Annotated in this window: 16 protein-coding genes; 7 read left to right on the top strand and 9 right to left on the bottom strand. The window is 75.6% G+C overall.

What is annotated here, in order from left to right; genetic code table 11:
* Positions 1-22: 22 nt before the first annotated feature.
* The 4 genes from H299_RS0106185 to H299_RS0106170 are packed head-to-tail and all read right to left on the bottom strand — an operon-like array spanning position 23 to position 4274.
* Positions 23-640, bottom strand: a complete 618-nt coding sequence (locus H299_RS0106185; RefSeq protein WP_027747706.1) for an ATP/GTP-binding protein — start codon at positions 638-640, stop codon at positions 23-25.
* Positions 621-1109, bottom strand: coding sequence for a DUF742 domain-containing protein (locus H299_RS0106180; RefSeq protein ID WP_027747705.1), 489 nt, complete (start codon positions 1107-1109; stop codon positions 621-623). Before H299_RS0106180 ends, H299_RS0106185 begins: the two co-directional genes overlap by 20 nt.
* 13 nt (positions 1110-1122) lie before the next feature.
* Positions 1123-1593 (bottom strand): roadblock/LC7 domain-containing protein, encoded by a 471-nt coding sequence (locus H299_RS0106175; protein WP_027747704.1) that lies wholly within the window; start codon positions 1591-1593, stop codon positions 1123-1125.
* Complete coding sequence (locus H299_RS0106170) at positions 1590-4274, bottom strand: nitrate- and nitrite sensing domain-containing protein (protein ID WP_027747703.1); 2685 nt, start codon at positions 4272-4274, stop codon at positions 1590-1592. The genes H299_RS0106175 and H299_RS0106170 overlap by 4 nt, the downstream gene beginning before the upstream one ends.
* Positions 4275-4510: 236 nt before the next feature.
* On the opposite strand from H299_RS0106170, the gene H299_RS40230 reads away from it, so the two are divergent.
* Positions 4511-4987, top strand: coding sequence for a hypothetical protein (locus tag H299_RS40230; RefSeq protein ID WP_486587165.1), 477 nt, complete (start codon positions 4511-4513; stop codon positions 4985-4987).
* Here the strand turns inward: H299_RS40230 and H299_RS0106160 are convergent.
* The 3 genes from H299_RS0106160 to H299_RS0106150 form a co-directional block, all read right to left on the bottom strand.
* Positions 4917-9599, bottom strand: a complete 4683-nt coding sequence (locus H299_RS0106160) for a hypothetical protein (protein ID WP_027747702.1) — start codon at positions 9597-9599, stop codon at positions 4917-4919. The two genes, H299_RS40230 and H299_RS0106160, sit on opposite strands and share 71 nt — an antisense overlap.
* Before the next feature lie 103 nt (positions 9600-9702).
* Complete coding sequence (locus tag H299_RS0106155; RefSeq protein ID WP_027747701.1) at positions 9703-10635, bottom strand: hypothetical protein; 933 nt, start codon at positions 10633-10635, stop codon at positions 9703-9705.
* 95 nt (positions 10636-10730) lie between these two features.
* Positions 10731-12242: a hypothetical protein gene (locus tag H299_RS0106150; RefSeq protein ID WP_027747700.1), complete on the bottom strand. Its 1512-nt coding sequence runs from the start codon at positions 12240-12242 to the stop codon at positions 10731-10733.
* Between the two features lie 154 nt (positions 12243-12396).
* Here H299_RS0106150 and H299_RS32455 point away from each other — a divergent pair, with 154 nt between their 5' ends.
* From H299_RS32455 to H299_RS0106130, 4 genes are all read left to right on the top strand, one after another.
* A complete protein-coding gene (locus tag H299_RS32455) occupies positions 12397-13026 on the top strand; it encodes an AAA family ATPase (RefSeq protein ID WP_051262153.1) in 630 nt (209 codons plus the stop codon).
* Complete coding sequence (locus H299_RS0106140; RefSeq protein ID WP_027747699.1) at positions 13023-13904, top strand: MmyB family transcriptional regulator; 882 nt, start codon at positions 13023-13025, stop codon at positions 13902-13904. Before H299_RS32455 ends, H299_RS0106140 begins: the two co-directional genes overlap by 4 nt.
* An 86-nt stretch (positions 13905-13990) precedes the next feature.
* Positions 13991-14770, top strand: coding sequence for a glucose 1-dehydrogenase (locus tag H299_RS0106135; RefSeq protein WP_027747698.1), 780 nt, complete (start codon positions 13991-13993; stop codon positions 14768-14770).
* 127 nt (positions 14771-14897) lie between these two features.
* Positions 14898-15719: an SAM-dependent methyltransferase gene (locus H299_RS0106130; RefSeq protein ID WP_027747697.1), complete on the top strand. Its 822-nt coding sequence runs from the start codon at positions 14898-14900 to the stop codon at positions 15717-15719.
* A gap of 516 nt (positions 15720-16235) precedes the next feature.
* Here H299_RS0106130 and H299_RS0106125 read toward each other — a convergent pair.
* A complete protein-coding gene (locus H299_RS0106125) occupies positions 16236-17744 on the bottom strand; it encodes a hypothetical protein (RefSeq protein ID WP_027747696.1) in 1509 nt (502 codons plus the stop codon).
* Positions 17745-18040: 296 nt separating this feature from the next.
* Between H299_RS0106125 and H299_RS0106120 the strand changes: the two genes are divergently transcribed.
* A complete protein-coding gene (locus tag H299_RS0106120; protein WP_027747695.1) occupies positions 18041-19576 on the top strand; it encodes a SpoIIE family protein phosphatase in 1536 nt (511 codons plus the stop codon).
* 69 nt (positions 19577-19645) lie between these two features.
* Here the strand turns inward: H299_RS0106120 and H299_RS0106115 are convergent, their stop codons facing one another.
* Entirely contained in the window at positions 19646-21115 is a 1470-nt protein-coding gene (locus H299_RS0106115; protein ID WP_027747694.1) for a DNA-binding protein NsdB, read from the bottom strand.
* 257 nt (positions 21116-21372) lie between these two features.
* Between H299_RS0106115 and H299_RS0106110 the strand changes: the two genes are divergently transcribed.
* The gene (locus tag H299_RS0106110; protein ID WP_027747693.1) at positions 21373-22485 is read left to right on the top strand and encodes an aminoglycoside phosphotransferase family protein; all 1113 of its coding nucleotides are present in this window, start codon (positions 21373-21375) and stop codon (positions 22483-22485) included.
* Positions 22486-22576: the final 91 nt, after the last annotated feature.

The following is a 22576-nucleotide window of genomic DNA, read 5'->3' as shown; positions in this document are numbered from 1 at the left end:
TCCCGCGCCGCGGCACGGGGGCTCAGGCCGGGGCGGACCCGGTCGCCGTCGTGCGCAGCGCGTGCTCGACGACGGAGACCAGTACGTCCCGCACCGAGTCGCGCAGCCGCGCGTCGCAGAGCAGGACGGGCACGGTCTGCCCCAGGTCGAGCGCGCGGCGCACCGTCTCCACGGGGTAGCGGCCCGCGCCGTCGAAGCAGTTGACCGCGACGGTGAAGGGCAGGCCGCGCCGCTCGAAGTAGTCGATGGCGGCGAAGCAGTCCTCCAGGCGTCGGGTGTCGGTGAGCACCACGGCACCCAGCGCGCCCTGGGCCAGCTCGTCCCACAGGAACCAGAACCGGTCCTGCCCCGGAGTGCCGAAGAGGTAGAGGACGAGGCCCTCGTTGATGGTGATGCGGCCGAAGTCCATGGCGACGGTCGTGGTGGCCTTGCCCTCCACGCCCTCGGTGTCGTCGTAGGGCCGGCTCGCCTCGCTGAGCGCTTCCTCGGTGCGCAGCGGCTTGATCTCGCTGACCGCGCCGACCAGCGTCGTCTTGCCCACGCCGAACCCGCCTGCCACCAGCAGCTTGAGCGCCACCGGATCGTCGGCCGCCGCGGCCTCGGCCCGGCGGCGGGCCCGCTCAGAGCGCCCGAAGACCATCGATCACCTCGCGCAGTACGTGCTCGTCCGGCAGGTCGGCCGGCGGGACGGGACGGGTGACGCGGACCAGCTCCGCGTCGATGAGGTCGCCGACGAGGACGCGGACGACCCCCACCGGCAGGTCGAGTTCGGCGGCCAGTTCCGCGACGGACTGGGGGGCACGGCGGCAGAAGAGCACGATGTCGACGTGCTCGGGCGCGAGGCTGTGGTCGTCGTCCAGGTCGTCACCGCGTGGACCGTCGGCCTGCGGACCGCCGCCGCGGGCGCCCGCGGGCGGTGCACCGCCCTCGCGCCGTGCGGCGGCGGTGCCGTCCGCGCCGGTGGGGCCGCCCTCCGGCGGCCCTTCGGCGATCACCAGGGCGATCAGGTCGAGCTGGTCCGCTCCGACGCTGCCCCGGGTACGGCCGCGGGTCATCGCGTACGGGCGGACCACCGGGCCTGCCGCGTCGTCGAACCAGCGGTCCGTCATGGCCCCCGTCCCGTCAGCTTCCGCCGGCCAGGCTCGCACGCGGTGCGGTGGCCAGGTGTGCGCCGACCCGCTTGACCAGCAGTGTCATCTCGTAGGCGACCTGGCCGACATCGGAGTCGGCGTCGGCCAGCACCGCCAGGCAGCTGCCGTCCCCGGCGGCGGTCACGAAGAGGAACGCCTGGTCCAGCTCCACGACCGTCTGCCGGACGCCCCCCGTCTCGAAGTGGTGCCCCACGCCCTTGGCCAGGCTGTGGAACCCGGAGGCCACGGCGGCGAGGTGCTCACCGTCCTCGCGGGTGAGGCCGCGCGAGGTGCCCCGGGGCAGTCCGTCGCCCGAGAGGACCAGGGCTCTGCGGATGCTGCCGACCCGCTGGACGAGTTCGTCCAGCAGCCAGTTCAGTTCGCCGCCGCCGTCCCCGACGCCCGCCGCGGCGGGTGCCGCGCCGTTCGTCCCGGCGGTGTGTGCGGCCTTCGATACGGTCATCGGCCTTCCCCTTCGGGAGTTGTTCCTGGTGCGGTCTCCGCCGTTCCGTCTCCCGACGGATCGTCGTTCTGTCGGCGCCCCCGCTCCCAGCCACGCTGGAGCGACGCCATCCGGCTGCGTACCTCGTCCGCGTCCCGCGCCTCGGGGGCCGCCGACGGCGCTGACGGGCCTCCAGGGGACGGGAGGTCGCCGGTGTCCGGCTCCGTCCGCAGCTGCGGGGCGAGGCTGGCCTGGCGGATACGGCGGGGCAGCCCGCCCACCGTGTCCGGCGCGGTGGCGGGGTCCGGGCGGACGGGCCCGCCCGGACCCCGGCCCTCGGCGGACCCGCTGGGGCCGGGAGCGCGCTCGGAGCGGCGGACGCCCGCCCCCACACGCCGGCCGCGGTCGGAGACGAGCACCGGCGCACCGGGGCGGCGGCGTGGCAGCGGCGCGGGCCGCCCGTCGTCCGGCGCCTGCGCGGGCCCGCCCTGGTCGGGGGCCTGTCCGTGCTGCTCGGCGGATGGCTGGGGGTCCGTGCGCCGACGGCCGAACGGCCGCGGGCCCTTGCCCCCGGCCGGCTGCCGGCCGCCCGTCGCGCCCGGCTCCTCCCCGGTCTCCGGCACCGGCGCCTCGAGTTCGACGGGCCCGTTGAGCACGGAGGCTGCCGGTGCCCCGCTCTCCAGCCTCGCCCGGGGCAGTTGGGCGAGTACGGCACGCCTGCCGTCCCGGCCGCCCGCCGAGGAGGCCCCGGCACCCGCGTCCTGGTCGGCACGCCCGACCGACCGGCGCTCCTCGTCGTCCCGGTCGGGCGTCTCGGTCAGGATCGCCCCCGGAATCAGCACCACGGCGGTGGTCCCGCCGTACGGCGAGGGCTGGAGCGAGACGCGTGCGCCCTGCCGGAGGGCGAGCCGGGAGACGACGAAGAGGCCGAGCCGGTCGGTGTCGGACAGCTCGAACTCCGGCGTCTCGGCCAGCCGCAGATTGGCGTCGAGGAGGGCGTCCGGCGCCATCCCCAGGCCCCGGTCGTGGATCTCCAGGGTGAAGCCGTTGGACACCCGCTCGCCCAGCACCTGCACCGCCGTGTGCGGCGGGGAGAAGACCGTCGCGTTCTCCAGGAGTTCGGCGATCAGGTGCGTGAGGTCCGCGACGGCCTTGCCGTCGACGGCGAGCCGGGACAGCCGCCGGACCTCGATCCGCTCGTAGTCCTCGACCTCCGCGACGGCGGCCCGTACGACGTCCATCAGCTGCACCGGCTTGCGCCACTGGCGCGAGGGCGCGGCGCCGGAGAGGATCACCAGGCCCTCCGCGTGCCGTCGCATGCGGGTGGTGAGGTGGTCGAGCCGGAAGAGGTCGGCCAGTTCGTCGGCGTCCTCGGTACGGCGCTCCATCGTGTCCAGCAGGGTCAACTGGCGGTGCAGCAGCACCTGGTTGCGGCGGGCGAGGTTGACGAAGACCTCGGAGACGCCCCGCCGCATGTCGGCCTGTTTGACGGCCGCCTCGACGGCGGCGCGCTGGAGGGTGTTGAGCGCGTGGCCCACCTGCCCGGCCTCGTCCGGCGGGTACTGAAGGCGGGGCGCCTCGGTCTCGACGTCGACCTGCTCGCCCGCGGCCAGCCGCCGCATCACACTCGGCAGCCGGGCGCCCGCGGACTCGTTGGCCTCCTTGCGGAGCCTGCCCAGGTCGCGGATCAGTCCGCGGCCGACCCGGATGGAGATGACCAGGGAGGCGAGCACCGCCAGCAGGCCCAAGGCGCCGAACGCGGAGGCCCGGATCAGCACTCCGGTGGCCTGTGGGTCGACCTGGCCCTGGTGGCGCTCCCGGGCGTCGTCGCCGATCCGTCGCAGGTCCTCCAGGACGGCGGAGGCGGCCTTCTCCCAGCGTTCGGCGGTGACCGCGCCGTCGGTGGCCTTGGCGCCCGCGCCGATGACGGCGTCCTCGTAACTCAGCAGCGTGCGGCCCTCGGTGCCCCGCCAGTAGTCCTCGAAGGTCTGGCGGTCCTCCGCGGGCAGGAGCGGGAGGTTGGTGCTCATGGCGAGGTTGCGCTCGGCGATCCGGTCGGTGAAGGCCCGCTGGTCGCCGCGGGTCATCTCGTCCGCCGCCAGGGCTGCGGCCATCAGGGCGTCCTCGCGCGCGAGGTACTCGCGGGCAAGCAGGAGACCGACCAGGGCGCGCCCGTGGCGCTCCAGGTCCGCCTCGTGCGATCCGTGGAGCGAGGTGAGGAAGACGTAGCAGGGGTCGACGAGTTCGTTGTACGCCTGGAAGGCGCCGCCGCGCGACAGGTTGTTCTCGGCGACCCTCGCGCGCAGGTCCTCCAGGCCGGACAGCCCCGCCACCAGCGCGTCCAGCCGCTTCCCGGCTGCCGGCGCGAGATCGTCCCTGAGTCCGGAGTCGGCCGCCTCGTCCCTTATCGTGGCCACAGCACGGTCGGTGGCGCGCTGCTGGCGGTGCAGCTGGGACAGGGCGTCGGAGCGCCGGGGGTCGGCGAGGTGGACGAGGGTCTGACGGCGTTCGCGCTGGAGGGCGCGGGCGGCATCGCCGACCGGGTCGTCGACCCTGTCCATGACCTTCGCGGCCGTCAGCATGCCGGCCGCCTCGCGGCTGGTGATGTAGGTGGCGAATGCCCAGATGGACACGAGGGACACCAGCGGCACCAGCAGCAGCGCCACGATCTTCCGGCGGATCGGCTTCCCGCGAAAGCGCATGGCCTCCCCTACGTCAACCCTGCCGTTCGGAAGGGTGTTTCGGCAGCAAACGGCGCGAGCCTACTACTGCCGGACGGTCGAGCCGTAGATGTGTCCACAGGCCCGACCCGGTGGTCCAGGGTGCCTCATCCTGAGTTGTCCGTCGATGCCCCGAGGCACCTTCGCCGAATGTGGCACAGGACACGCGTCAAGAAGGTTGTGCATGTCAGGCAGCGTGAAGGGGGAGTGAAAGATCCATGTACGCCAAGCCCCGGCTGCCGGACCCCGTCAGGGCGGCGGCGGTGCGTGCGGTGATAGTCGTCGCGCTCACCCTGGTGCAGTTGATGGTCGCGGTGCTGTGTTCGCTCGCCGGGGTCTGGCTGGCCTTCCCGATGGTGCTGGGCACCGTGGCGGGGACGGTGCTGGCGACCTGGTGCGTGCTGGACGTATGGGTGACCCGGCAGGTGTGGGTGCAGCGGCACGGCGTGGTGTCCGAGCCCAGCAGCGTGGCCCGCCCGCGGCCGGGCCGAGGTCACCTGCCGAGGGACGCGGGGACGGCCGCGGGCGGCGGGACGGCCGGCGACCCCGCCGCGAACCCGCGTGCGCGCGGCGGTGGTTCGTCCGGCAGGCGGCCCGGCGGGCGGGCGCCCGGGGCCGAGGGGGTCACGGCTGGGGGCCGCGCTGCCCGTGGGCGCTCCGCTCCTCGGGGCGGCGGTACATCCGCGTCGCGGTGATCTCGCCGTGCACCGGCTCGCCGTCCGCCTCCGGGGTCGGCAGGCCGGGCCGCAGATGCTCCTCGACGCTGATGTACTTGAGCCCGGCCCGCAGGTCGGCGTCGTTGCGCAGCCGGATCACGAGGGGGAACTCGGCCAGCGCCGTGGTGTCGAACAGGCCCGTGGTGTAGAGGAGTTGGACGCCCAGCGCATCGGCGACGGCCCGCTGCAACTCCAGCAGGTACGTCGCGTTGGCGCGCCCGATGGGGTTGTCGAGGAAGAGTGTGCCCGCGTGCCGGTGCCGGTCGTGGCCGCGGTCGTTGCTGCGCAGCGCCGCCATGGTGCAGTAGAGCGCGATGGCGGCGGTGAGCAGCTGGCCGCCCGAGAAGACGTCTCCCATCTGGCCGACCGGGACCCGCTCGGCGCGCAGCACCGCGTCCGGCTTGAGGATCTCCACGGAGACGCCGCGCGGCTGGAGGGCGGCGCGCACCCCGCGCAGCAGCAGGGACATGCCGTCCCGGCGCAGGTCGGAGTTCTTGCGGACGGCCGCCCTGGTCGCCTCGTCGATGACCTCGCCGAGCCGCTCGGTCAAAGTCGCCTGGTCGGGGTCCTCGAAGCGGATGCGCAGGAACTCCTGCCCCGACCACTCGCCCAGCCCCTCGGGGAGCCGGGAGAGCCGCTGGGCGGCGCGCAGCGTGGCGGCGGCCGACTCGACCAGGCCGCGCAGCCGGTCCACGATGCTGTCGCGGTTGCGCTCGAGCTGCTCCAGCTCGTCGGTGAGCACCCGCAGCCTGGGGGCGAACGCCTCGGCCCACGCCGCGGCGTGCTCGGGCAGCGCAGCGGCGGGCAATTCGCGGATCTGCTGCCGCGCGGGCGTACGCACCTGCTCGTACCGGGTGGCGTTGGCATGGCGCACCAGCACGTCGCCGGCCTCGCGCAGGGCCTGCTCGGCGGCGCTGAGGTCGGCGGCGCAGCCGCGCAGTGAACGGCGGGACTCGGCGGCGGCCTGCCGGGCCTCGGCGGCGCTGCCGGGGTAGGGCTCGGGCTCTTCCGCGTCCGGCGCCGGGGCGGAGGGCTCGCGCAGGAGGTCGGCGAGCAGGACGGCGGTCTCCTCGAAGGCGCCCGCCGCGTCACCGGCCGCGTGCTGGGCCTGCCGCAGCGTGTCCCGGGCCGCGCGGGCCGACTCCCGCTCGTCCCGGTACGCGGCCAGTTCGGTGTTGGCTCCGCGCAGCAGGGTCTGGGCCTGCTCGGCGTCGGCGGGCACGAGCCCGGGCGGCAGCTCGGTGTGCGCGGCCGCTTCCCCAGCGGCGTCCGCGGCGGGGGCGTCCGCGGCGGGCGCCAGGCGCTCGGTCTCACCGCGGAGCCTGCCCAGCTGCTCGCTGGCCGCGGAGGCGCGGGACTCCAGCATCTGCACGAGCGCCTCGGCCCGGGAGGCGGCGGCCTGCCGGGACGGCCCGTCGGCACCCTCGGGGCCCTCCAGCAGCTGGGCGGCGCGGACGCGGACCTTGTTGGTGAGCCGGTCCAAGGTGGCCAGTGCGGCGCTCTCGTCCCCCTCGGCCCGTGCCTGTTCGGCCCGCAGGTCCGCGCCGACGCCGACCTTCTCGTACAGCCGCGAGGCGGAGCGGTACGCCTCGCGCAGGTCGGGCAGGGAGGCCGCCGGGGAGCCGCCGGAGGGTCCGGTGCCGCGTACGGTCCGCGCGCCCTCGGCTCCGGCGCCCTCGGCTCCCGCCTCCTCGGGGACTCCCGCGATCTCGGCGCGCTCGGCACGCAGGGCCCGCGCCGTGCGCCGCGCGTCGTCGGCGGCGCGCTGCGCGGCGCGGCGGTCCTCGTCGGCCGCGCGGGCGCGCTCCAGGCAGGCGGCGGCGCGCGCCTCGGGCACGGCCGCCTCGTCCGCCAGCTCCCGCAGCCGGGCCTGCCAGCCCGCCCGCTCGCGCAGCCGGAAGGCGAGCCCCGCCAGCGCGTCCGCCGACCTGGTCGCGTGCCGGGCGCGCTCCTGCCGTTCGTCGCGTACGCGGGCGGTCTCGGCCGCCGCCTCCCGCGCCTCCTCCAGGGCGGCCAGCGCCTCGGTGAGCGTCTCCGCGGCGGCCCGCGCGGCCGTACCCGAACGCTCGGCCCCGGCCGCCAGTTCGGCCAGGCGCCCGGGCGGGCAGCCGGTGCGCCAGGAGGCGAGCCGGGCGGCCAGCGCGCGGTCGTCGGCCAGCCGGGCGGCGAGGGCGCGGATCTCCTCGTCCCGGGTCAGCGCGCGCCCGCGCAGCTGCCGCCGTTCGTCGTCGGCGGCCCGTTCGTCGTGCATAGCCGGATTGGGCGGGACGAGGAAGACCGCGCGGTCGCGGGTCTCGGGGCTGGGAGTGGGGGCGAGCAGGGCGGCGGCGGTGCCCACGGCGACGGCGGAACGCGGCAGCAGCACCGCCTCACCCAGCACGTCGCGGGCGCGCTCGTGGCTGGCCGGGTCGGTGATGATGACGCCGTCGACCAGCTCGGGCCGGGCGGCGAGGACGTCGGCGTGGTCGACGGGGTCGACGGCCTGGGCCAGATAGCGCCAGCCGGGAAGGGCCGGGATGCCGTGCTCACCGAGGTACTCGACGGTGGCCAGCACGTCGGGGCCGGGCGGCAGCAGCCCGCCGTCACCGAGCGCCCCCAGCATCCGGGAGTCGTCGGCGGCGGCCGTACGCAGGGCGAACAGGCGGCGCTCCGAGGCGGCGACGGAGTCGTCCAGCAGGGTGCGCAGCTCCTCCGCACTGCGGTCCAGGTCCTCGGCGGAGAGCGCGCCGGACTCCGGCGGCTCCGCCGCGGGCAGCCCCAGCAGCTCCCCGAGCCGCGGGTCGGCGCCCAGGGCGCAGGCCGCGCGGTGCTCCGCCGCGTACGCCGCGCGGGCGGCGTCGGCCGCGTCGGCGGCGCGGGCCGCGCCCAGTTCGGCACGGGAGTGCTCGGCCGCCGCCTCCTGGGCCTGGTCGCCGGCGCGGCGGGCCGCCTCGCGGGCGGTGTCCCACGCGGCGGCAGCGTCCTTCTCGGCGTCACCGGCGGCCAGCGCCGCGCGGGCAGGGTCGGCGTCCGGCGCGGCGGCGTCCAGCCAGCCCGACCGCACCGCCTCGGCCGTCTCCTGCTCGACCTCGGCCAGCCGCTCGCGCAGGTGGTCGCCCTCGCTGCGGGCACGCTGGGCCTCGGTGGCGGCGGCGGTGGCGTCCCGGTGCGCCTCCTCGCCCGCCGCCTGGAGCGCGGCGGAGCGCTCCTCGTGCTCGGCGGCGATGCGCTCGCCGTCCCCCGCAGCCGCGTGCAGGGCGCGCACCAGTTCGGCGGCGGCCTTCGCGCGGGCGGCGAGCGCGGGCGCGGCGTCGCGCTCCGCCTCGCGGATGGCCGCCGCGACCCGGGCGGCGCGGTCGGTGGCGGCGCGGTGCTGGAGCACCGTCTCGGCGGCCTGCCAGGCGGCGTGCAGCGTACGGGCCTCGATCAGCTCGCGGCGCTGCGCGGCGGCGGACTTCTCGGCCGCCGCCAGCGCCAGCGACGCGTGCCGGTAGGCGAGTTCGGCCGCGATCAGGGCGGCGCGCGAGCAGGAGTCCTCGGCGGCGGCCACCGACTCGTCGGCGGCGGCGAGCCGCTCGGCGAGGGCCGCGGCACGGCCGCGCTCCTGGGAGCCGCGCGCGCCGAGGCGGCGGGCGAGCGTACGGGTGCGCCGCTCGGCCCCGGCGTGGACGTCACGGGCGCGGGCGCGTACGCCGGCCGCCTCCGCGATCCGGTTGAGCAGGTCGAGGGAGCCCGCGGTGAAGTCGCGCTCGGCGGTCAGCTCGGCGCGGCGGCCCAGCTTGTGCGCGAAGCCGTGCACCAGGTCGGCGAGCCCGTCGGTGTCCCGGGTGTCGGTGACGGCGCGCAGCAGCAGGTCGGTGAAGTCGGAGTCGTTCTTGACGGCGAAGAGGCCCGCCGCCTCGCCCTCGTCGGCGTTCATCTCGCGCTGGTAGCGGAAGAGTTCGGGGTCGAGACCGAGGCCGGTCAGGTGCTCGTTCCAGCGCTCGTGGATCTCCTCCCAGACGACGTCGAGGTTGGGGTAGGCCTTGCCCGTCTCGGTCAGGACGTCGCGGAAGCCCTTCATCGTGCGGCGGCGCCCGCGCGCGGCCGAGGTGCCCTCGGCGGCGGGGCGCATCGCGGCGGACTCGGCTACCGGCAGCGAGTCCAGGCTCATCCCCGGACCGGGCCGGAAGGCGTACCACGCCTCGGCGAACTTGCGCGGGTCACCGGAGACCTGGCGCCCGCGCCACTCGCTGACCTTGCCCACCACGACCGTCTCGCCGGTACGGGTGTGCTGCCACTCGAGCGCGACGTGGCCGCAGTCCTCGGCGAGCAGGAACTTGCGCAGCACGCCGGAGCTGGCGCCGCCCAGGGTGTTGCGGTGGCCCGGCAGCATGACGGAGAAGATGAGCTTGAGCAGGACGGACTTGCCGCCGCCGTTCTCCAGGAAGAGCACCCCGGCCGGGGCGGGGCGCCGGGGCGGGCCGGTGGGCTCGTCCTCGAAGAAGTCCGCCTGGGTGGGCGCCGGGCTGGGCACCGGCTCGCCGACTCCGCGCAGGTCCAGCACGGTGTCGGCGTAGCGCGCACCGGCGGGCCCGATGGAGTAGAGGCGGATGCGGGACAGCTCGTACATGGCGGCGGACTCTCGTTCGGCTTTCGTTGCGTGCGGTGTGCGCGCGGGCGGCGCGCGCCGGGCGGGGCAGACCGGGGAGGCGGGACGGAAGGGGTGCGGGCGGTCAGGCGCCGCCGCTCTCGAAGAAGGGCAGCCCGGCGTCCGCGACCAGCTCCGCGCCGTCCCCCGCCGCGGGCAGCAGCAGGCTGGCGCTGCCGTCGGTGACGGGCACGATGCCCAGCTCCAGCAGTTCGGCCATGGCCGAACTGCCCGCGGCGTCGCGCACCTGGAGCTGGTAGCGGGCGGTGGTGCGATACGTGCCGCCCGCCTCCTCCCCCGTGCGCTGGAGGAAGCCGGAGTCGGCGAGGAAGGCGACGGCCTTGGCGATGATGCCCGTGGTCGAACCCGCCAGCCGCCGCGCGTCCTTGGTCGCGCCCGTGGCGCTGCGGCGGGAGTAGACCCGCCAGGAGGCCTCCAGGCCCGGGCTGTCGCTGGCCGGATCGGTGTTCTCCCCCTGCTCCTCGGCGCGTTCCTCCAGCCTGCGGCACGCCTGGCGCACGAAGGCGTCGACGCCGTTGACGCTGATCCGGCCGATGTAGCCGTCGTCCGCGAGGTCCTCGGGCCGGGGGAAGGCCATGGCGGCGACGGCGAGATGGGCGAGGCCGTGCAGGAAGCGGTCGGCCGAGTCGGCGGTGGCGCGGCGCGCGTAGTCGCCCATGCGGACCGCGAAGACGGAGTCCTCGGCGGCGGCCACGGCCATCCCGGCACGCGCGGATACCTCCAGGACGACGAGCCCGAGACCGGTGGCGACCGCGTCCGCGAGCCGGGCGAAGGCGGGCTCCTCCCGGTGGCGGCGCAGCAGTTCAGCGTACTCGGCGTCGCGGGAGGGGAGCAGTTTGGGGTGCAGGCCGAAGGAGACGAGCCGGGCGGCGTCCGCCGCGTCGGCGGGCGTGACCTGGCCGACCCGGGCGGCGGGACCGCTGCCGGGCTCGCCCCCGGTCGCGGGCGCGGACGTGCCGGGGCCGGGGGTGTCGGCCTCGACGGCGTGGTCGGTCACGGTGGTTCAGCGCTCCGTCCGGGGTGGGTGCGGGTAGGTCCGCGTGTCCGGCACGCGGGACGCGGGCGGCTCGGGCGCCGCGCCGGGCCGGGGCGTCATGCCGCCTCCGTGCGGTCCGCCGCCATGCCCGCCGCGTCCAGCAGCGCCGTGCCGACGATGAGGTCGGCGCCGCCGAACTCCGGGTCGTCCAGCTCGGTGCCGTCGTCCACGCCGAACAGCAGCCGCCGCTCGCCCTGGCGGTAGGCGGTGCCCACCGGCGGGCTCGCGGCGTGCACCGCGAGCAGGGCGACCAGGTACGGCAGGCCCGGGTCGCGCCGTCGGGCGTCGGCGAGCAGCCCGGAGAGTCTGCGCGGGGCGTCGGGCGGAAGGTCGAGCAGCTCCGTGGCGGCTTCCAGCTGCTCGGCGCTGAAGCGGCTGTCGTCGGGGGTGGCGATGAGGTCCGGCTCGGGCATCTCGGCGCCCAGGTGCTCGCGCGGGGCGGGCGGTGTCAGCAGCAGCTCGATCAAGTCCCCCACGCGCACGACGCCGGGCGTCCGCAGGCCCACGCCGTGTGCGAAGAACGCGTCGGTCACCCGGCCCGCCTGCTCGATCGGGAGCGGCAGGAGCGGGGCGACCAGCTGTCCATAGAGGTCGAGCCCGGCGCGGGCGGCGGTCGGCGCGAACGCCTGCCGGTCCTGCTCGGCGCGGAAGAGCGGCCCGGCCTCCAGCAGCCGGGACTGGAGCTGGGTGTGGCGGCGGATGCAGTCCTTGACGATGTCGACCAGCTCGGCGGCGCGGCGCTTGTGGTCGGGACCCCGCTCGGAGGCGGCCTCGTCGCGCGCGCGGCGGATGTTGGTGAGGATGGCGTTCTCGTGCCGGTAGCGGTCGGCGACGTGGTCGAGGGCTTCGGCGATCATGTCGGGCACGGTGCGCAGCCAGTCGACCGCGCGGACGTTGCGCCGGGTGGCCTCCAGGGTGCGGCGCAGGGTCTCCGCGTACTGCACCGTCCGGTAGCGGGCCTGCTCGGCGGCGAGCTGGGCGTCGGCGAGGCGGCCCCGGCTGATCAGGACCTCCAGCTTGACCTCGGCGGCGATCTGCGCGCTGGTGACGTCCGTGTCCAGGGCGCCGACCAGGACGTTGACCGCCTCGTCGGTGGTGCGCAGGTAGACGCCGCCGCCCGGGCCGGGCACCTCTTCCACCAACTTGAAGTCGTAGTCCCGCCGGACGTACGCGCCGTCGGGGGCGAAGGTGCCGTAGACCGCGCGGAAGCCGCGGTCCACGCTGCCGACGTTGATGAGGTTCTCCAGGACCCAGCGGGCGACCCGCTCGTGCTCGGCGCTCGCCCGCCGCGGGGCCTGGGCGGCGACACGCGGCAGCAGTCTGGCCACTATCTGCTCGTGGTCCGCGCCGGTGTCGAAGTCCATGTTCAAGGTGATGAGGTCGATGGCGGCGAGCGCGACCTCGGCCATCGCGTACCCGCCGTACTCCCCGGCGAGGTTGGCCTTGCGCACGTCCAGGTCGTGCAGCGGAGCCGTACAGGCCAGCGCGCGCAGCCTGCGGGCCAGCCCCTCGTCGGCCGCGGGGCCGGGGGCTGGTGCCGGGGTGATCGCCGGGGCATGCTCAGTCACGACGGACACATTAGGCGGTCGCACCGACAACGGCCGAAACGGCACGGATGCGGCGGTCCGGCCCCGGGCCACCGGGCGGGGCCGACGCCGGGCACCGGTAGCGTGGCCGGGTCGGGGCGCCGCCGGGCGGCGGCCGGGCCGGAGGGGAGCACGTGTGATCGTCTGGGTGAACGGCGCGTTCGGGAGCGGGAAGACCACGCTGGCGCAGGAGTTGTGCCGGCGCCGGCCCGCCGCCCTGCTCTACGACCCGGAGCAGGTCGGCTACCTGCTGCGGGAGATCGTGCCCGTGCCGACCGGCGACTTCCAGGACCTGCGGCTGTGGCGGCGGCAGGTGGCCGCGCTGGCCCTGGGGCTGCTGGAGGAGTACGACCGGCCGCTCGTGGCGCCGATGACACTGACCGACCCGGGCTACGCGCGGGAGATCTTCGGCACACTGCACGCCGCGGGGGTGACCGTCCGGCACTTCTTCCTGGACGCCTCCCCCGAGGTCCTGACCAGGCGGATCGACGCGCGCACCGTGGTGCCCGGTGATCCCGAGCGCGACGAGGCGGTCCGCCGGTGGTGCCGGAGCCAGATCGGCCGGTGCGTGGCGGCGGCGGACACCCTGCCCGCCGGCACCGTCCGGCTGGACGGCGCACTGCCGGTGCGCGAACTGGCCGACGCGGTGCTGGCCGACCACGTGGTGGCCGGCCGGCTGCCCGCTGACCGGCCGTCCGACGGGACGCCGGACGCCGGGCCGCGCGCAGCCGCCGGCCCGGACGCGCTGCCTGTCAGGCCCGGATGAGCATCTCCCGGCTTCCCGCGGCCGCACGGCAGCAGCGCAGCGCCGAGATCCGGGCGTTCCTGCGGTCGCGGCGCTCCCGGCTGACCGCCCAGGACGTCGGCATGCCCGGTGGCGGCGGACGGCGGACGTCCGGGCTGCGCCGCGAGGAGGTGGCGGTACTCGCCGGGGTCGACGTCACCTGGTACACCCGGCTGGAACAGGGCCGGGAGATCAACGTGTCGGCCCAGGTGCTGGACGCGGTGGCGCGGGTGCTGCGTCTGGACGCCGCCGAACGCGAGCACCTGTACCTGCTGGCCGGGCTCAACCCGCCGCTGGCGCCTCCGGCGGCCGGTCAGGTCCCGCCGGAGCTGCGGCGGGTGGTGGACGGCTGGCTGCCGCGCCCCGCGTACATCCTCGACCGGCACTGGAACCTGGTCACGGTCAACCGCGCGGCCCGGCTCGTGTTCGGCTACGGCGAGGGCGACCACAACTGCCTGGTCACCTACTTCACCCGCGGCCTGCCCGCCGACGCGCGCGGGCCCCGGGAGCGGGAGGACGCGGCGCGGGCGATCGTCGGCCGCCTCCGCGCGGACGCCGCCCGCTATCCGGGCGACCCGGAGTTCCCCCGCCTCGCCGCCGAACTCTCCGCCGTCAGCCCCGAGTTCGCCCGGCTCTGGGCGGGGCACGAGGTCGGCGGCGCCGGATGGGGCATCAAGGCGCTGGACCATCCGGAGGCGGGACTGCTGGTCTTCGAGTACACGACGCTGCCGCTGCCCGACCTGCCCGGGCACCGGCTGCTGCTGTACACGCCCGCACCAGGAACCGGTACGGATGAGCGGGTGGCCCGGCTTGTTGCCGCGCCGGCCGCCGCGAGGGCGCTGCCGCAGGCCGTGCGCTGAGAACCGCGGGGCGCGAAGGTGGTGGTGTCACACCCAGGCTCAGCCGACCCTGCCGCGCAGCGGCGCCGCGCCCCAGGATCGAGGGCATGAAGCGATTCACCGACACCACAGCACTGATCACCGGCGGCACCAGCGGCATCGGATTCGCCACCGCCCGCAGGCTCCTGGACGAGGGCGCGCACGTCGTCATCACCGGGCGCGACAAGGCGCGCCTCGACCGCGCCGCCGAACGCCTCGGCGCGGGGCCCTGCGACCGGCTCCTGCCCGTACGCGCCGACGCCTCCTCGCTCACCGACCTCGACAGCCTCGCGGAGCGTGTACGCACGTGGCGCGGCGGCCTCGACGCCGTCTTCGCCAACGCGGGGGTCGCCCAGTTCAAGCCGGTCGAGGAGGTCACCGAGGACGACTTCGCCCGCAACCTGGACATCAACGTCAAGGGGGTGTTCTTCACCATCCAAAAGGCGCTGCCGCTGATGAAGGCGGGCGGCGCCGTCGTGATCAACGCCTCCTGGACGGCGCACCGCGGCCTGCCGGCGGCCTCCGTCTACTCCGCCGGCAAGGCCGCCGTGCAGAGCCTGGCGCGCACGCTGGGCGCCGACCTGGCCCCGCGCGGTGTCCGGGTCAACTCCGTGAGCCCCGGCTACATCGAGACCGAGATGTACCGCGAGGCACTGCCCGGTGCGGAGGCCGAGGCGCGCACCAAGGCCCAGGTGCCGCTCGGTTCGCTCGGCGGCCCGGGGGAGGTGGCTTCGGCGGTGGCGTTCCTGCTGTCGGACGACGCCTCGTACATCACCGGCCAGGACCTCGTGATCGACGGCGGGCTCGTCGGCTCCATACCGTCCGCGGCGCCGGCCGGCCAGGTCTGAGGGCCCGCATCGGGGGGTGCGGCGGGGTGCCCGTGCGGTCGCGGGCATCCCCGGTCGGCCGATCCGCCGCCGTCCGGGCTAGGTTGGGTGCCGGCAGCGGCCCGACGCACGGCAGGAGACCCTCGGCATGGCACACGACCCGACCGCCCCGGAGCAGGACACGCCGCCCGGAGTCGACCCCACCGTCTCGCACGTGGCCCGGATCTGGAACTACTGGCTCGGCGGCAAGGACAACTACCAGGCCGACCGCGTCGTCGGTGACCAGATCAAGGAGATCCTGCCGGACGTGCCCCGACTGGCCCTGGCCTCCCGGCACTTCCTGCACCGCGCGCTGCACTTCCTGGCCGGCGAGCAGGGAGTGCGCCAGTTCCTCGATGTCGGCACCGGGCTGCCGACCGTCGACAACACCCACGAGGTCGCCCAGCGCATCGCGCCGGAGTCGCGCATCGTCTACGTCGACAACGACCCGCTGGTCCTGGCGCACGCCCACGCGCTGCTGACGAGCACCCCGCAGGGCGCCACCGACTACATCGACGCCGACCTGCGCGACCCCGACACGATCCTCACCAAGGCCGCCGCCACGCTGGACTTCGACCAGCCGGTCGCCCTGCTGCTCATGGGCATCGTGGAGTTCGTCACGGACGACGAGGTGGCGTACGACGTCGTGGGCCGCCTGATGGCCGGGCTGCCCGCGGGCAGTTGGCTGGTGATGTACGACGGCACCAACGTCATCCACCGCGAGCGCTCCGACCAGATCGTCGCGCTGTGGAACTCCTCCGGTTCCGCGCCGCTGGTGCTGCGCACGCCCGAGCAGATCGGCGCGTTCTTCGACGGTCTCGAGGTGGCCGAGCCCGGAGTGGTCTCGTGCACCAGGTGGCGTCCCGAGGCGGGGCCGTGGGACGAGCCCGAAGAGGTGGACGCGTTCTGCGCCGTGGGCCGGAAGCCGTAGCCGCACCGCAGCTGCCCGGCCCGGCGCGGGGGCCGGCCCGGGCGGTGGGCCGACAGCAGATGACCTCCACGAGGTCGTGGCGAGGACGGAACGCGCCGAGCGGCGAGGGCTGCTGCGCCGTGCACGGAGGGCTGGGCCGCGGAGGATCGCGTGCGCCCCTGGTCTCTGCGGCGCGCAAACGGTCGGCGCACTGACCTGAGCCAGCACGCACCGCGTGAGCGGCCGGGCGGTTCCGGTATGCCCCGGCGGCCGACCGGGTCCGCCGCGGGTGTTTGCCCCCCAGCGCGCCCGCGCCACCACCCGCCATGCCGTACGGCGGCACCCGGCGGTGGCCGCTGAGCAGGGTCACCGCGCGACCGTTCAGGCCGTCCACACCCCGCCGACTTGCGACTATGCAGGATTCAGGACTCCCAGCGCCCGGCCATCCCTCCATCGTGCCGGCGGCGTTGCCGCGTACGGGGGCGCACGGGGCGGGTACGCGCCCCGTGCGCCCGGGTGCCGGTCACCCGGAGGGTGTCACCCGGGCGAACCGCCCTCCGGCCGGAGCCTGCCGCGCACGGCGCTCTGCACCCCGGCCTCCTCGGCCGGGTCCGCGGCCAGCCGCCGCAGCCGCTCCACCACGCGCGCGTCACCCGTGGTGGCGTGCTGCGCGGCGATCTCCCGGGTGGACTCCTCGCAGTCCCACAGGCACTCGATGGCGAACCCGGCGGCGAACGCGGGGTCCGTGACGGCCAGCGCGCGGGCGGTGCGCCCGCGCAGCTGCGAGGAGGAGGTCTCACGGTAGATGTGGCGCAGCACGGGCGCGGCGCAGTGCACGGCCAGCCGGCCGGCCCCGTCGACCAGCGGCCACAGCTCGTCGCTGTCGGGCCCGTGGTCACGCAGCGTACGGCGCAGCGCGGACAGGACGGCGCCGGTGTCCTGCTGCCCGCCCCGGCAGGCGAGCATCTGGGCGGCGACCAGGCCGAGCGCGTCCTCTCGGTGCGCGGCCCACTGCCGGGCCCGCGCCAGGGCGGCGGTGTTGCGCATCCGGGCGAAGGAGTCGAGCGCCGAGCGGGCCAGCGGCGGTAGCGGCCCGTCGGCGACGGTGGGAGCCGAGGCGCTCACCGCGTCCCGCAGCAGGTCCAGGACGTCCGGGTCGCCGCGTTCGGCCAGGTGCCGCAGGGCGGCGGCCCGGCGGGTGTCGGTGCCGCTCCGGGCGGCCAGCAGGAGTTCCGCGCGGTCCTCGGGGCCGGCGACGGCCGCCAGGCAGCGGGCGGCGGCGGCCTCGCGGTGCCGGCCGCCCTCGCCGTAGCCCTCCGACGGCCTGCCGGTGTCCGCCGGGTCGCCGCCGTCCTCGGCCCAGTCGAGCACCTCGCGCACGCTCCAGCCCGGACGCGGCCCGCGGTTGTCCAGCTGGCGCTGCCAGCGGTCGAAGGAGCCCTGCTCCTGGAGGCGGCGCAGCCGCTCCGCCCGCCGGGGGTGCGCCGGGTCCTCCGCCCACAGCCGCCACGGCCGGGGCTCGAAGGCGCCGCGGGCGGCTTCGGCCAGCTCGGCGTCCCCATCTGGGGTGTGCGGGAAGCGGGCCAGCACGCCGGCGCCGAGTGCGCGCAGTCCGGCGTCGTCGTCGCGCACGGCCAGCTCGTCGAGCGCCCACTGCCAGTTGGCGCCCGCCACCGCGTACCGGCGCAGCAGGAGGAGCGCGCCGCGGTCGCCGTAGGAGGCGAGGTGGCCCAGGACGGACAGGGCGAGGCCGGTGCGCTCCTCGGTGCCCTCGGCGGTGAGGTGGTCGTGCGGGTGGAAGAGGTGCTTCTCGATGTCGTCGAGGCCGCCGTCCAGCTCCATGTGGAGGCGCGCGTAGTAGAGCGACCGGTGTTCGATCTGCCAGTCGCGCCGTGGATCGTGCAGCACGCACTGCCGAAGAGCGGACAGCGCTTCGGCTCGCGGCGCCGCGAGGGCGTGCAGCGTCCCGTCGCCACGGCCTCGCTGGAGGAGGCCGAGCAACGTGCCGCTGGGCGCTATGTCGGAATCGACGGAATCGACGAACATAAGAGTCAGCATCCGGTGCGGGGTGTTCGGCTGGCAACGGGATTTCCGCTGACCGGCATCCTTGCCGGTCGCGGCAGTTCTATTCCTTCCGGAGCCGGGCTGCCCGGACCGTCCGGCGGCGGCAGCCTACCCGGATACTCCGGCTCCGCCGATTCGGGGCCCACTGGTCGGAGCGAACCGGGAAGCCGTTGACATATGCCTGAAGCACCACTGAATCGGGTGTTGCCAAATCCCTTACGCTCAGTCGCCGCCTGTGTCACAGTCGTGAGCGGACCTGACCCGTATCGGAGAATCACATGCCCTCCCACCTCCATGCGGACCGTTCGGCCGCACAGCCGCCCGAAGGCGGCGCACTGGACGCCCTCATCACCGAGACCCGCCGCCTGCGCGGGGGGATCGACGCGGTGCGCCGCGAGACCGTAGGTGAAGGCGAGGAGGACGTACCGGACGCCCGGCAGCGCTGGCAGCGTGCCCTGTGCGAGCTGGCCGCGCACCACCTGGACGACCTCGGCGGCCAGCTCAGGCAGCTGCGCGAGGGGGTGCCGCCCGGCCCCGCCGCTCCCTCCGCGGCGAGCCGGCCGGGCGCCTCCGCCGCGCGCGGCGCCCCCGGTCCGTACGGCGGCGCGGCGGCGTACGACAGCCCGGCCGCCTCGGTGCCTGCCGCCGGTTCGCTCGTGGGCCGGGTGGGCAGCGCCGACTGGAACCTGCTGACGGACGAGGTGACCTGGTCCGAGGAGCTGTACGGCATCTTCGGGCGCACCCCGGCGGACGGCCCGCTCTCCCTGGACGAGCTGCCGTCCTGGGTGGCGGACGAGGACCAGGCCGCGCTGACCGCCGCGGTCACGGACTGCCTGGTGGACGGCCGTCCGGTGGACGGCGAGTTCCGCCTGGTGCGCCCGGACGGCTCGGTGCGCACGGTGCACATGATGGGCGAGCCGGTGCTCGACGACGACGGCGGTACGGCCTCGATGTGGGCCGTCCTGCGGGACGTCAGCGCGCTGCGCCGCAGTGAGCGGGCCGTGGCCGAGTCCGGTGACCGGCTGGAGCGCGAGCGGCACCTCGCCCAGACCGAGCGGCGGGTGGCGGTCGAGTTGCAGGAGACGGTGCTGCCCCCGTGGCGCGGCTCGCTGCGGCTGCCCCAGGGCGCCGGCGCGCTCACCGGCGCGCTGGAGCTGGCCGCGCACTACCTGCCCTCCGCGACCGGCGCGCTGATCGGCGGCGACTGGTACGACGCGCTGGAACTGCCGGCCGGCGCCACCCTGCTCACCGTCGGTGACCTCACCGGGCACGGCGTCGCGGCCACCTCCGGCATGGCGATGCTGCTCGGCGCGGTGCGCGGGATGGCCGTGGCCGGGGTGGAGCCCGGTGCGCTGATGGCCCACCTCAACGAACTGCTGGACGCCGCGGCGCAGCCCGCCCTGGGCAGCGCGGTGTGCTGCCGCTACCTCCCGCGCACCCGCACGCTCACCTGGTCGCAGGCCGGCCATCCCGCGCCCCTGGTGTTCCGGGGCGGCCGGGGGCGGGCGCTGGCCCGTCCCGAGGGTGTGCTGCTGGGCGCCACCTCGGGTGCCGCGTACGGGCAGTGCCAGGAGGAGCTGGAGCCCGGTGACCTGCTGGTCCTGCACACCGACGGACTGGCTCCGCGCAGCGCCGCGTTCGACGGCCCGGCCGGCAGCATGCCCCGTACGGCCGCCGACCGGCTGCTGGGCCTGGCACCGCGCTTCGCCACCGCGCGGACCCCGCAGGAGTGCGTGCGGGCCGTCGTCGAGGAGTTCGGCGACCGGGAGCGCGAGGACGACGCGTGCGTACTGGTCGCCCGGGTCGGTGAGTGAGGGGAAGCGGCCGGACGGGCGGCGCGCCCGCCGTGGAGCCGCTCACCGGCCGGTCACGTCACCGGCCGGTCACACCCTCGCCGTCCCGCCGCCCCGCGGCGCCTTGGGCAGCGCCTCCAGGACCTCCGCGCGCAGCTCCTGGATCTTGGGGTAGCCCGCGTACCGGCCGGTGAGCCGGTACATCTCGCGGAGCCGGTCCCAGGTGCGGTGCGAGGAGGTCTGACCGATCGTCAGCAGCGCGAGCCGCGCGTACTGGTCGGCCTGGTCCGGATCGTCCGCGAGGAAGCAGGCCGAGGCCATCGTCAGGTGGTCGAAGATCTTGGACCGGTGCCGGCCGTCCACCCGTAGCTTGAGCGCCTTGCCCGCGTAGCGCCGCGCGTGGCCCGCCGCCGCGGGGTCGTGCTCGGCCAGCGTGCGGTAGGCCAGGGCCTGCATCCCGTACAGGTCCTCCTCCTTGAAGATCTGCATCCAGCTGGGCGGCGGCACGTCGCCGCGGTCGGAGGCGAACAGCTCCTCCGCCTTGCCCAGCGTGCGCCGCATCGCCTGGCCCCGCCCCATCGACGCCTGCGCCCACGCCTCGACGGTGTACAGCATCGCCTGCGTACGGGGCAGCGTCTCGCCGCCCGAGCCGGAGTGGGCCAGCTGCATCAGGTCCAGCGCGTCGTCCGGCCGTCCCAGGTGCACCATCTGCCGGGCGGCGCGGGAGAGGGCCTCTCCGGCACGCGGCCGGTCGCCGCCCTCACGGGCCGCGTGGGTGGCGATCACGAAGTACTTCTGCGCGGTGGGCTCCATGCCCACGTCGTGCGACATCCAGCCCGCGAGCACGGCGAGGTTCGCCGCCACGCCCCACAGCCGCTGCTGGAGGGGGTCGGGATGCCGGTGGGTGAGCATGCCGCCCACCTCGTTGAGCTGGCCCACCACCGCCTTGCGCTGCAAGCCGCCGCCACGGGCCGCGTCCCAGGCACGGAAGACCTCGACCGAGTGCTCGAGCGCCTCGATCTCCTGGACGCCCACGGGTTCCGGATCGTAGGGCGTGTAGGGGGCGTTGGCCTGCTGGAGGGGGTCGACGGCGGTGGCGTCGGCCACCAGCGCCGGGTCTGTCCGGAGCCAGTCGTGCAGAGCACCGCTGAGTGCTGATCCTGCGGTGAGCGCGGCACCCGCGCTCACCAAGCCGCGTCGGTTGAGCATGAGGTCCATTCCCGTGAATTCGGTGAGGACCGCGGCCGTCCGTTCCGGTGCCCAGGGCAGTCCGTCCACGGACTGCCGTCTACCTGCCTGCCCCGGCTGTCGGAATCCGAGATCCTCGATGGTCACGACACGACCGAGCCGCTCGGTGAACAGGGCAGCCAGCACCTTCGGCACCGGATCGCGCGGCGTCTCCCCCACGTCGATCCACCGCCGCACCCGCGAGGTGTCGGTCGCCAGCTGTGCGTGGCCCATGGCCGCCGCCTGCCGGTTCACGAGTCTCGCGAGTTCGCCCTTGGACCAGTCGGCCAGGCCGAACAGGTCCGCGAGACGGGTGTTGGGTCCCTTGGTCACGTCAAGCCCCCAGGTTCTCGGCTGAGTTGACAGTAACGGCCGCTGAGCCCCGCATTCGAGCATTCGCCAGGGTTCGCCAGGGTTCGCCACATGGTGTGCCACCCGCGCGCGGGTGTCCTTTGGAAATGCGCCACCCGGCCCGTCCGCGGGTCCGGTGGCGGTCCGCACTCCCCAGGGTGCGCGCACCGCCGCCGGACCCCGGTCCGCGGGCCGGGTGCGCAGCCAACAGCCGGCACACGAAGGGATCCTGCTCGCCCATGTATCCAGCAACGGCCCCCGTGTCCGCACTGCCCCGGCCGCGTCTGACGGAGCCGTACGGCAGGAAGGTCCGGCCGCGCCGGATGCCGGTCCCCGCGGCCCGGCCGGTCAGCGGGAGGCTGGACCTGTCCGGACCGCAAGGCGCCCAACTGCGCACCGTCATCACCTCGGTGCACCGCATCTGTCCGGACTTCCAGCCGGTGGCGCTGCTGCGCCGCAGCGGGCGTTCGGTGCTGCTGGCCGGCACCGTCGGCCGGATCGCGGTGGTGGCCAAGTGCCTGGTGGACCACTCACCGGCGTGGGCGGAGCGCTTCCAGCACGAAATAGCGGCGTACCGCACCTTCGTACGCCACCGCCCCCCGGTCCGCGTGCCGCGCCTGGTGGCCGCGGACCCGGGCACCGGGACGCTGGTCACCGAGCGGATGGCAGGACGGCCCGCGGCACTGCAGCGGCACCTGTTCGAGCTGCCGGGGCGCGCCGAGCTGACCGCGATCCTCGGGTCCGTGTGCCGGGTCAACGCCTGGCGGCCCCCCGCCGCCGCCTTCGACCGTCCGATCGACTATCCGGCGCGCCTGGTCCGCAACCACGATCTGGGCCTGCTGACCGACCGCGACCTGGGAGACCTGCAGAAGCTGCTGCGCGGCGTGGTGAGCGCGGGCAGCGGCCGGCGGCACGGGCCCTGGCAGTTCTGCCACGGGGACGCGCTGCTCTCCAACGTGCTGCTCTCCCCTGCCGGACCGGTGCTGATCGACTGGGAGCACGCGGGCTGGTACCTGCCCGGCTTCGACCTGGCCACGCAGTGGGCCGTGCTCGGCGACGCGCCCGCCGCGCGGCGCCGCATCAGCCAGCTGGCGCAGAGTGCCGGACCGGCCGCACGGGACGCCTTCCTGATCAATCTGATGCTGGTGCTGACCCGGGAGATCCGCACGTACGAGATGGCCGTGCAGCGCACCATGCGCGACCCGTCCCCCTCGGCCGGGCAGCCGGCCCGCGGGGCGGGCCGCGCCGGGGTGCCCGCGTCCGGGGAGGAGCAGCGGCTGCTGCTGCGGCGGCTGCACGACGACTGCGGGATGGCCCGCCGGGCGGTGCGGGCGGCCGTGGGCACCCGCTGAACGGCGGCTGTGGACCGGACGGTTGCCGGGCGCCGCCGGTGCGGGACCGGCGGCGCCCGCTCAGCCGGAGGGCCGGCAGGGGCCGAGCGTC

The sequence above is a fragment of the Streptomyces sp. CNH287 genome, assembly GCF_000424825.1.
Note: the sequence above shows the minus strand (reverse complement) of the source record. Positions and strands in the feature narration are given on the sequence as shown.

Bases quoted from the DNA above. Each gene is read 5' to 3' on its own strand.
- H299_RS0106120 (WP_027747695.1), top strand. From the start codon at position 18,041: ATGCCCTCCCACCTCCATGCGGACCGTTCGGCCGCACAGCCGCCCGAA.
- H299_RS0106110 (WP_027747693.1), top strand. From the start codon at position 21,373: ATGTATCCAGCAACGGCCCCCGTGTCCGCACTGCCCCGGCCGCGTCTG.
- H299_RS0106140 (WP_027747699.1), top strand. From the start codon at position 13,023: ATGAGCATCTCCCGGCTTCCCGCGGCCGCACGGCAGCAGCGCAGCGCC.
- H299_RS0106175 (WP_027747704.1), bottom strand. From the start codon at position 1,593: ATGACCGTATCGAAGGCCGCACACACCGCCGGGACGAACGGCGCGGCA.
- H299_RS0106125 (WP_027747696.1), bottom strand. From the start codon at position 17,744: ATGTTCGTCGATTCCGTCGATTCCGACATAGCGCCCAGCGGCACGTTG.
- H299_RS0106160 (WP_027747702.1), bottom strand. From the start codon at position 9,599: ATGTACGAGCTGTCCCGCATCCGCCTCTACTCCATCGGGCCCGCCGGT.
- H299_RS0106135 (WP_027747698.1), top strand. From the start codon at position 13,991: ATGAAGCGATTCACCGACACCACAGCACTGATCACCGGCGGCACCAGC.
- H299_RS0106180 (WP_027747705.1), bottom strand. From the start codon at position 1,109: ATGACGGACCGCTGGTTCGACGACGCGGCAGGCCCGGTGGTCCGCCCG.
- H299_RS40230 (WP_486587165.1), top strand. From the start codon at position 4,511: ATGTACGCCAAGCCCCGGCTGCCGGACCCCGTCAGGGCGGCGGCGGTG.
- H299_RS0106130 (WP_027747697.1), top strand. From the start codon at position 14,898: ATGGCACACGACCCGACCGCCCCGGAGCAGGACACGCCGCCCGGAGTC.
- H299_RS0106170 (WP_027747703.1), bottom strand. From the start codon at position 4,274: ATGCGCTTTCGCGGGAAGCCGATCCGCCGGAAGATCGTGGCGCTGCTG.
- H299_RS0106185 (WP_027747706.1), bottom strand. From the start codon at position 640: ATGGTCTTCGGGCGCTCTGAGCGGGCCCGCCGCCGGGCCGAGGCCGCG.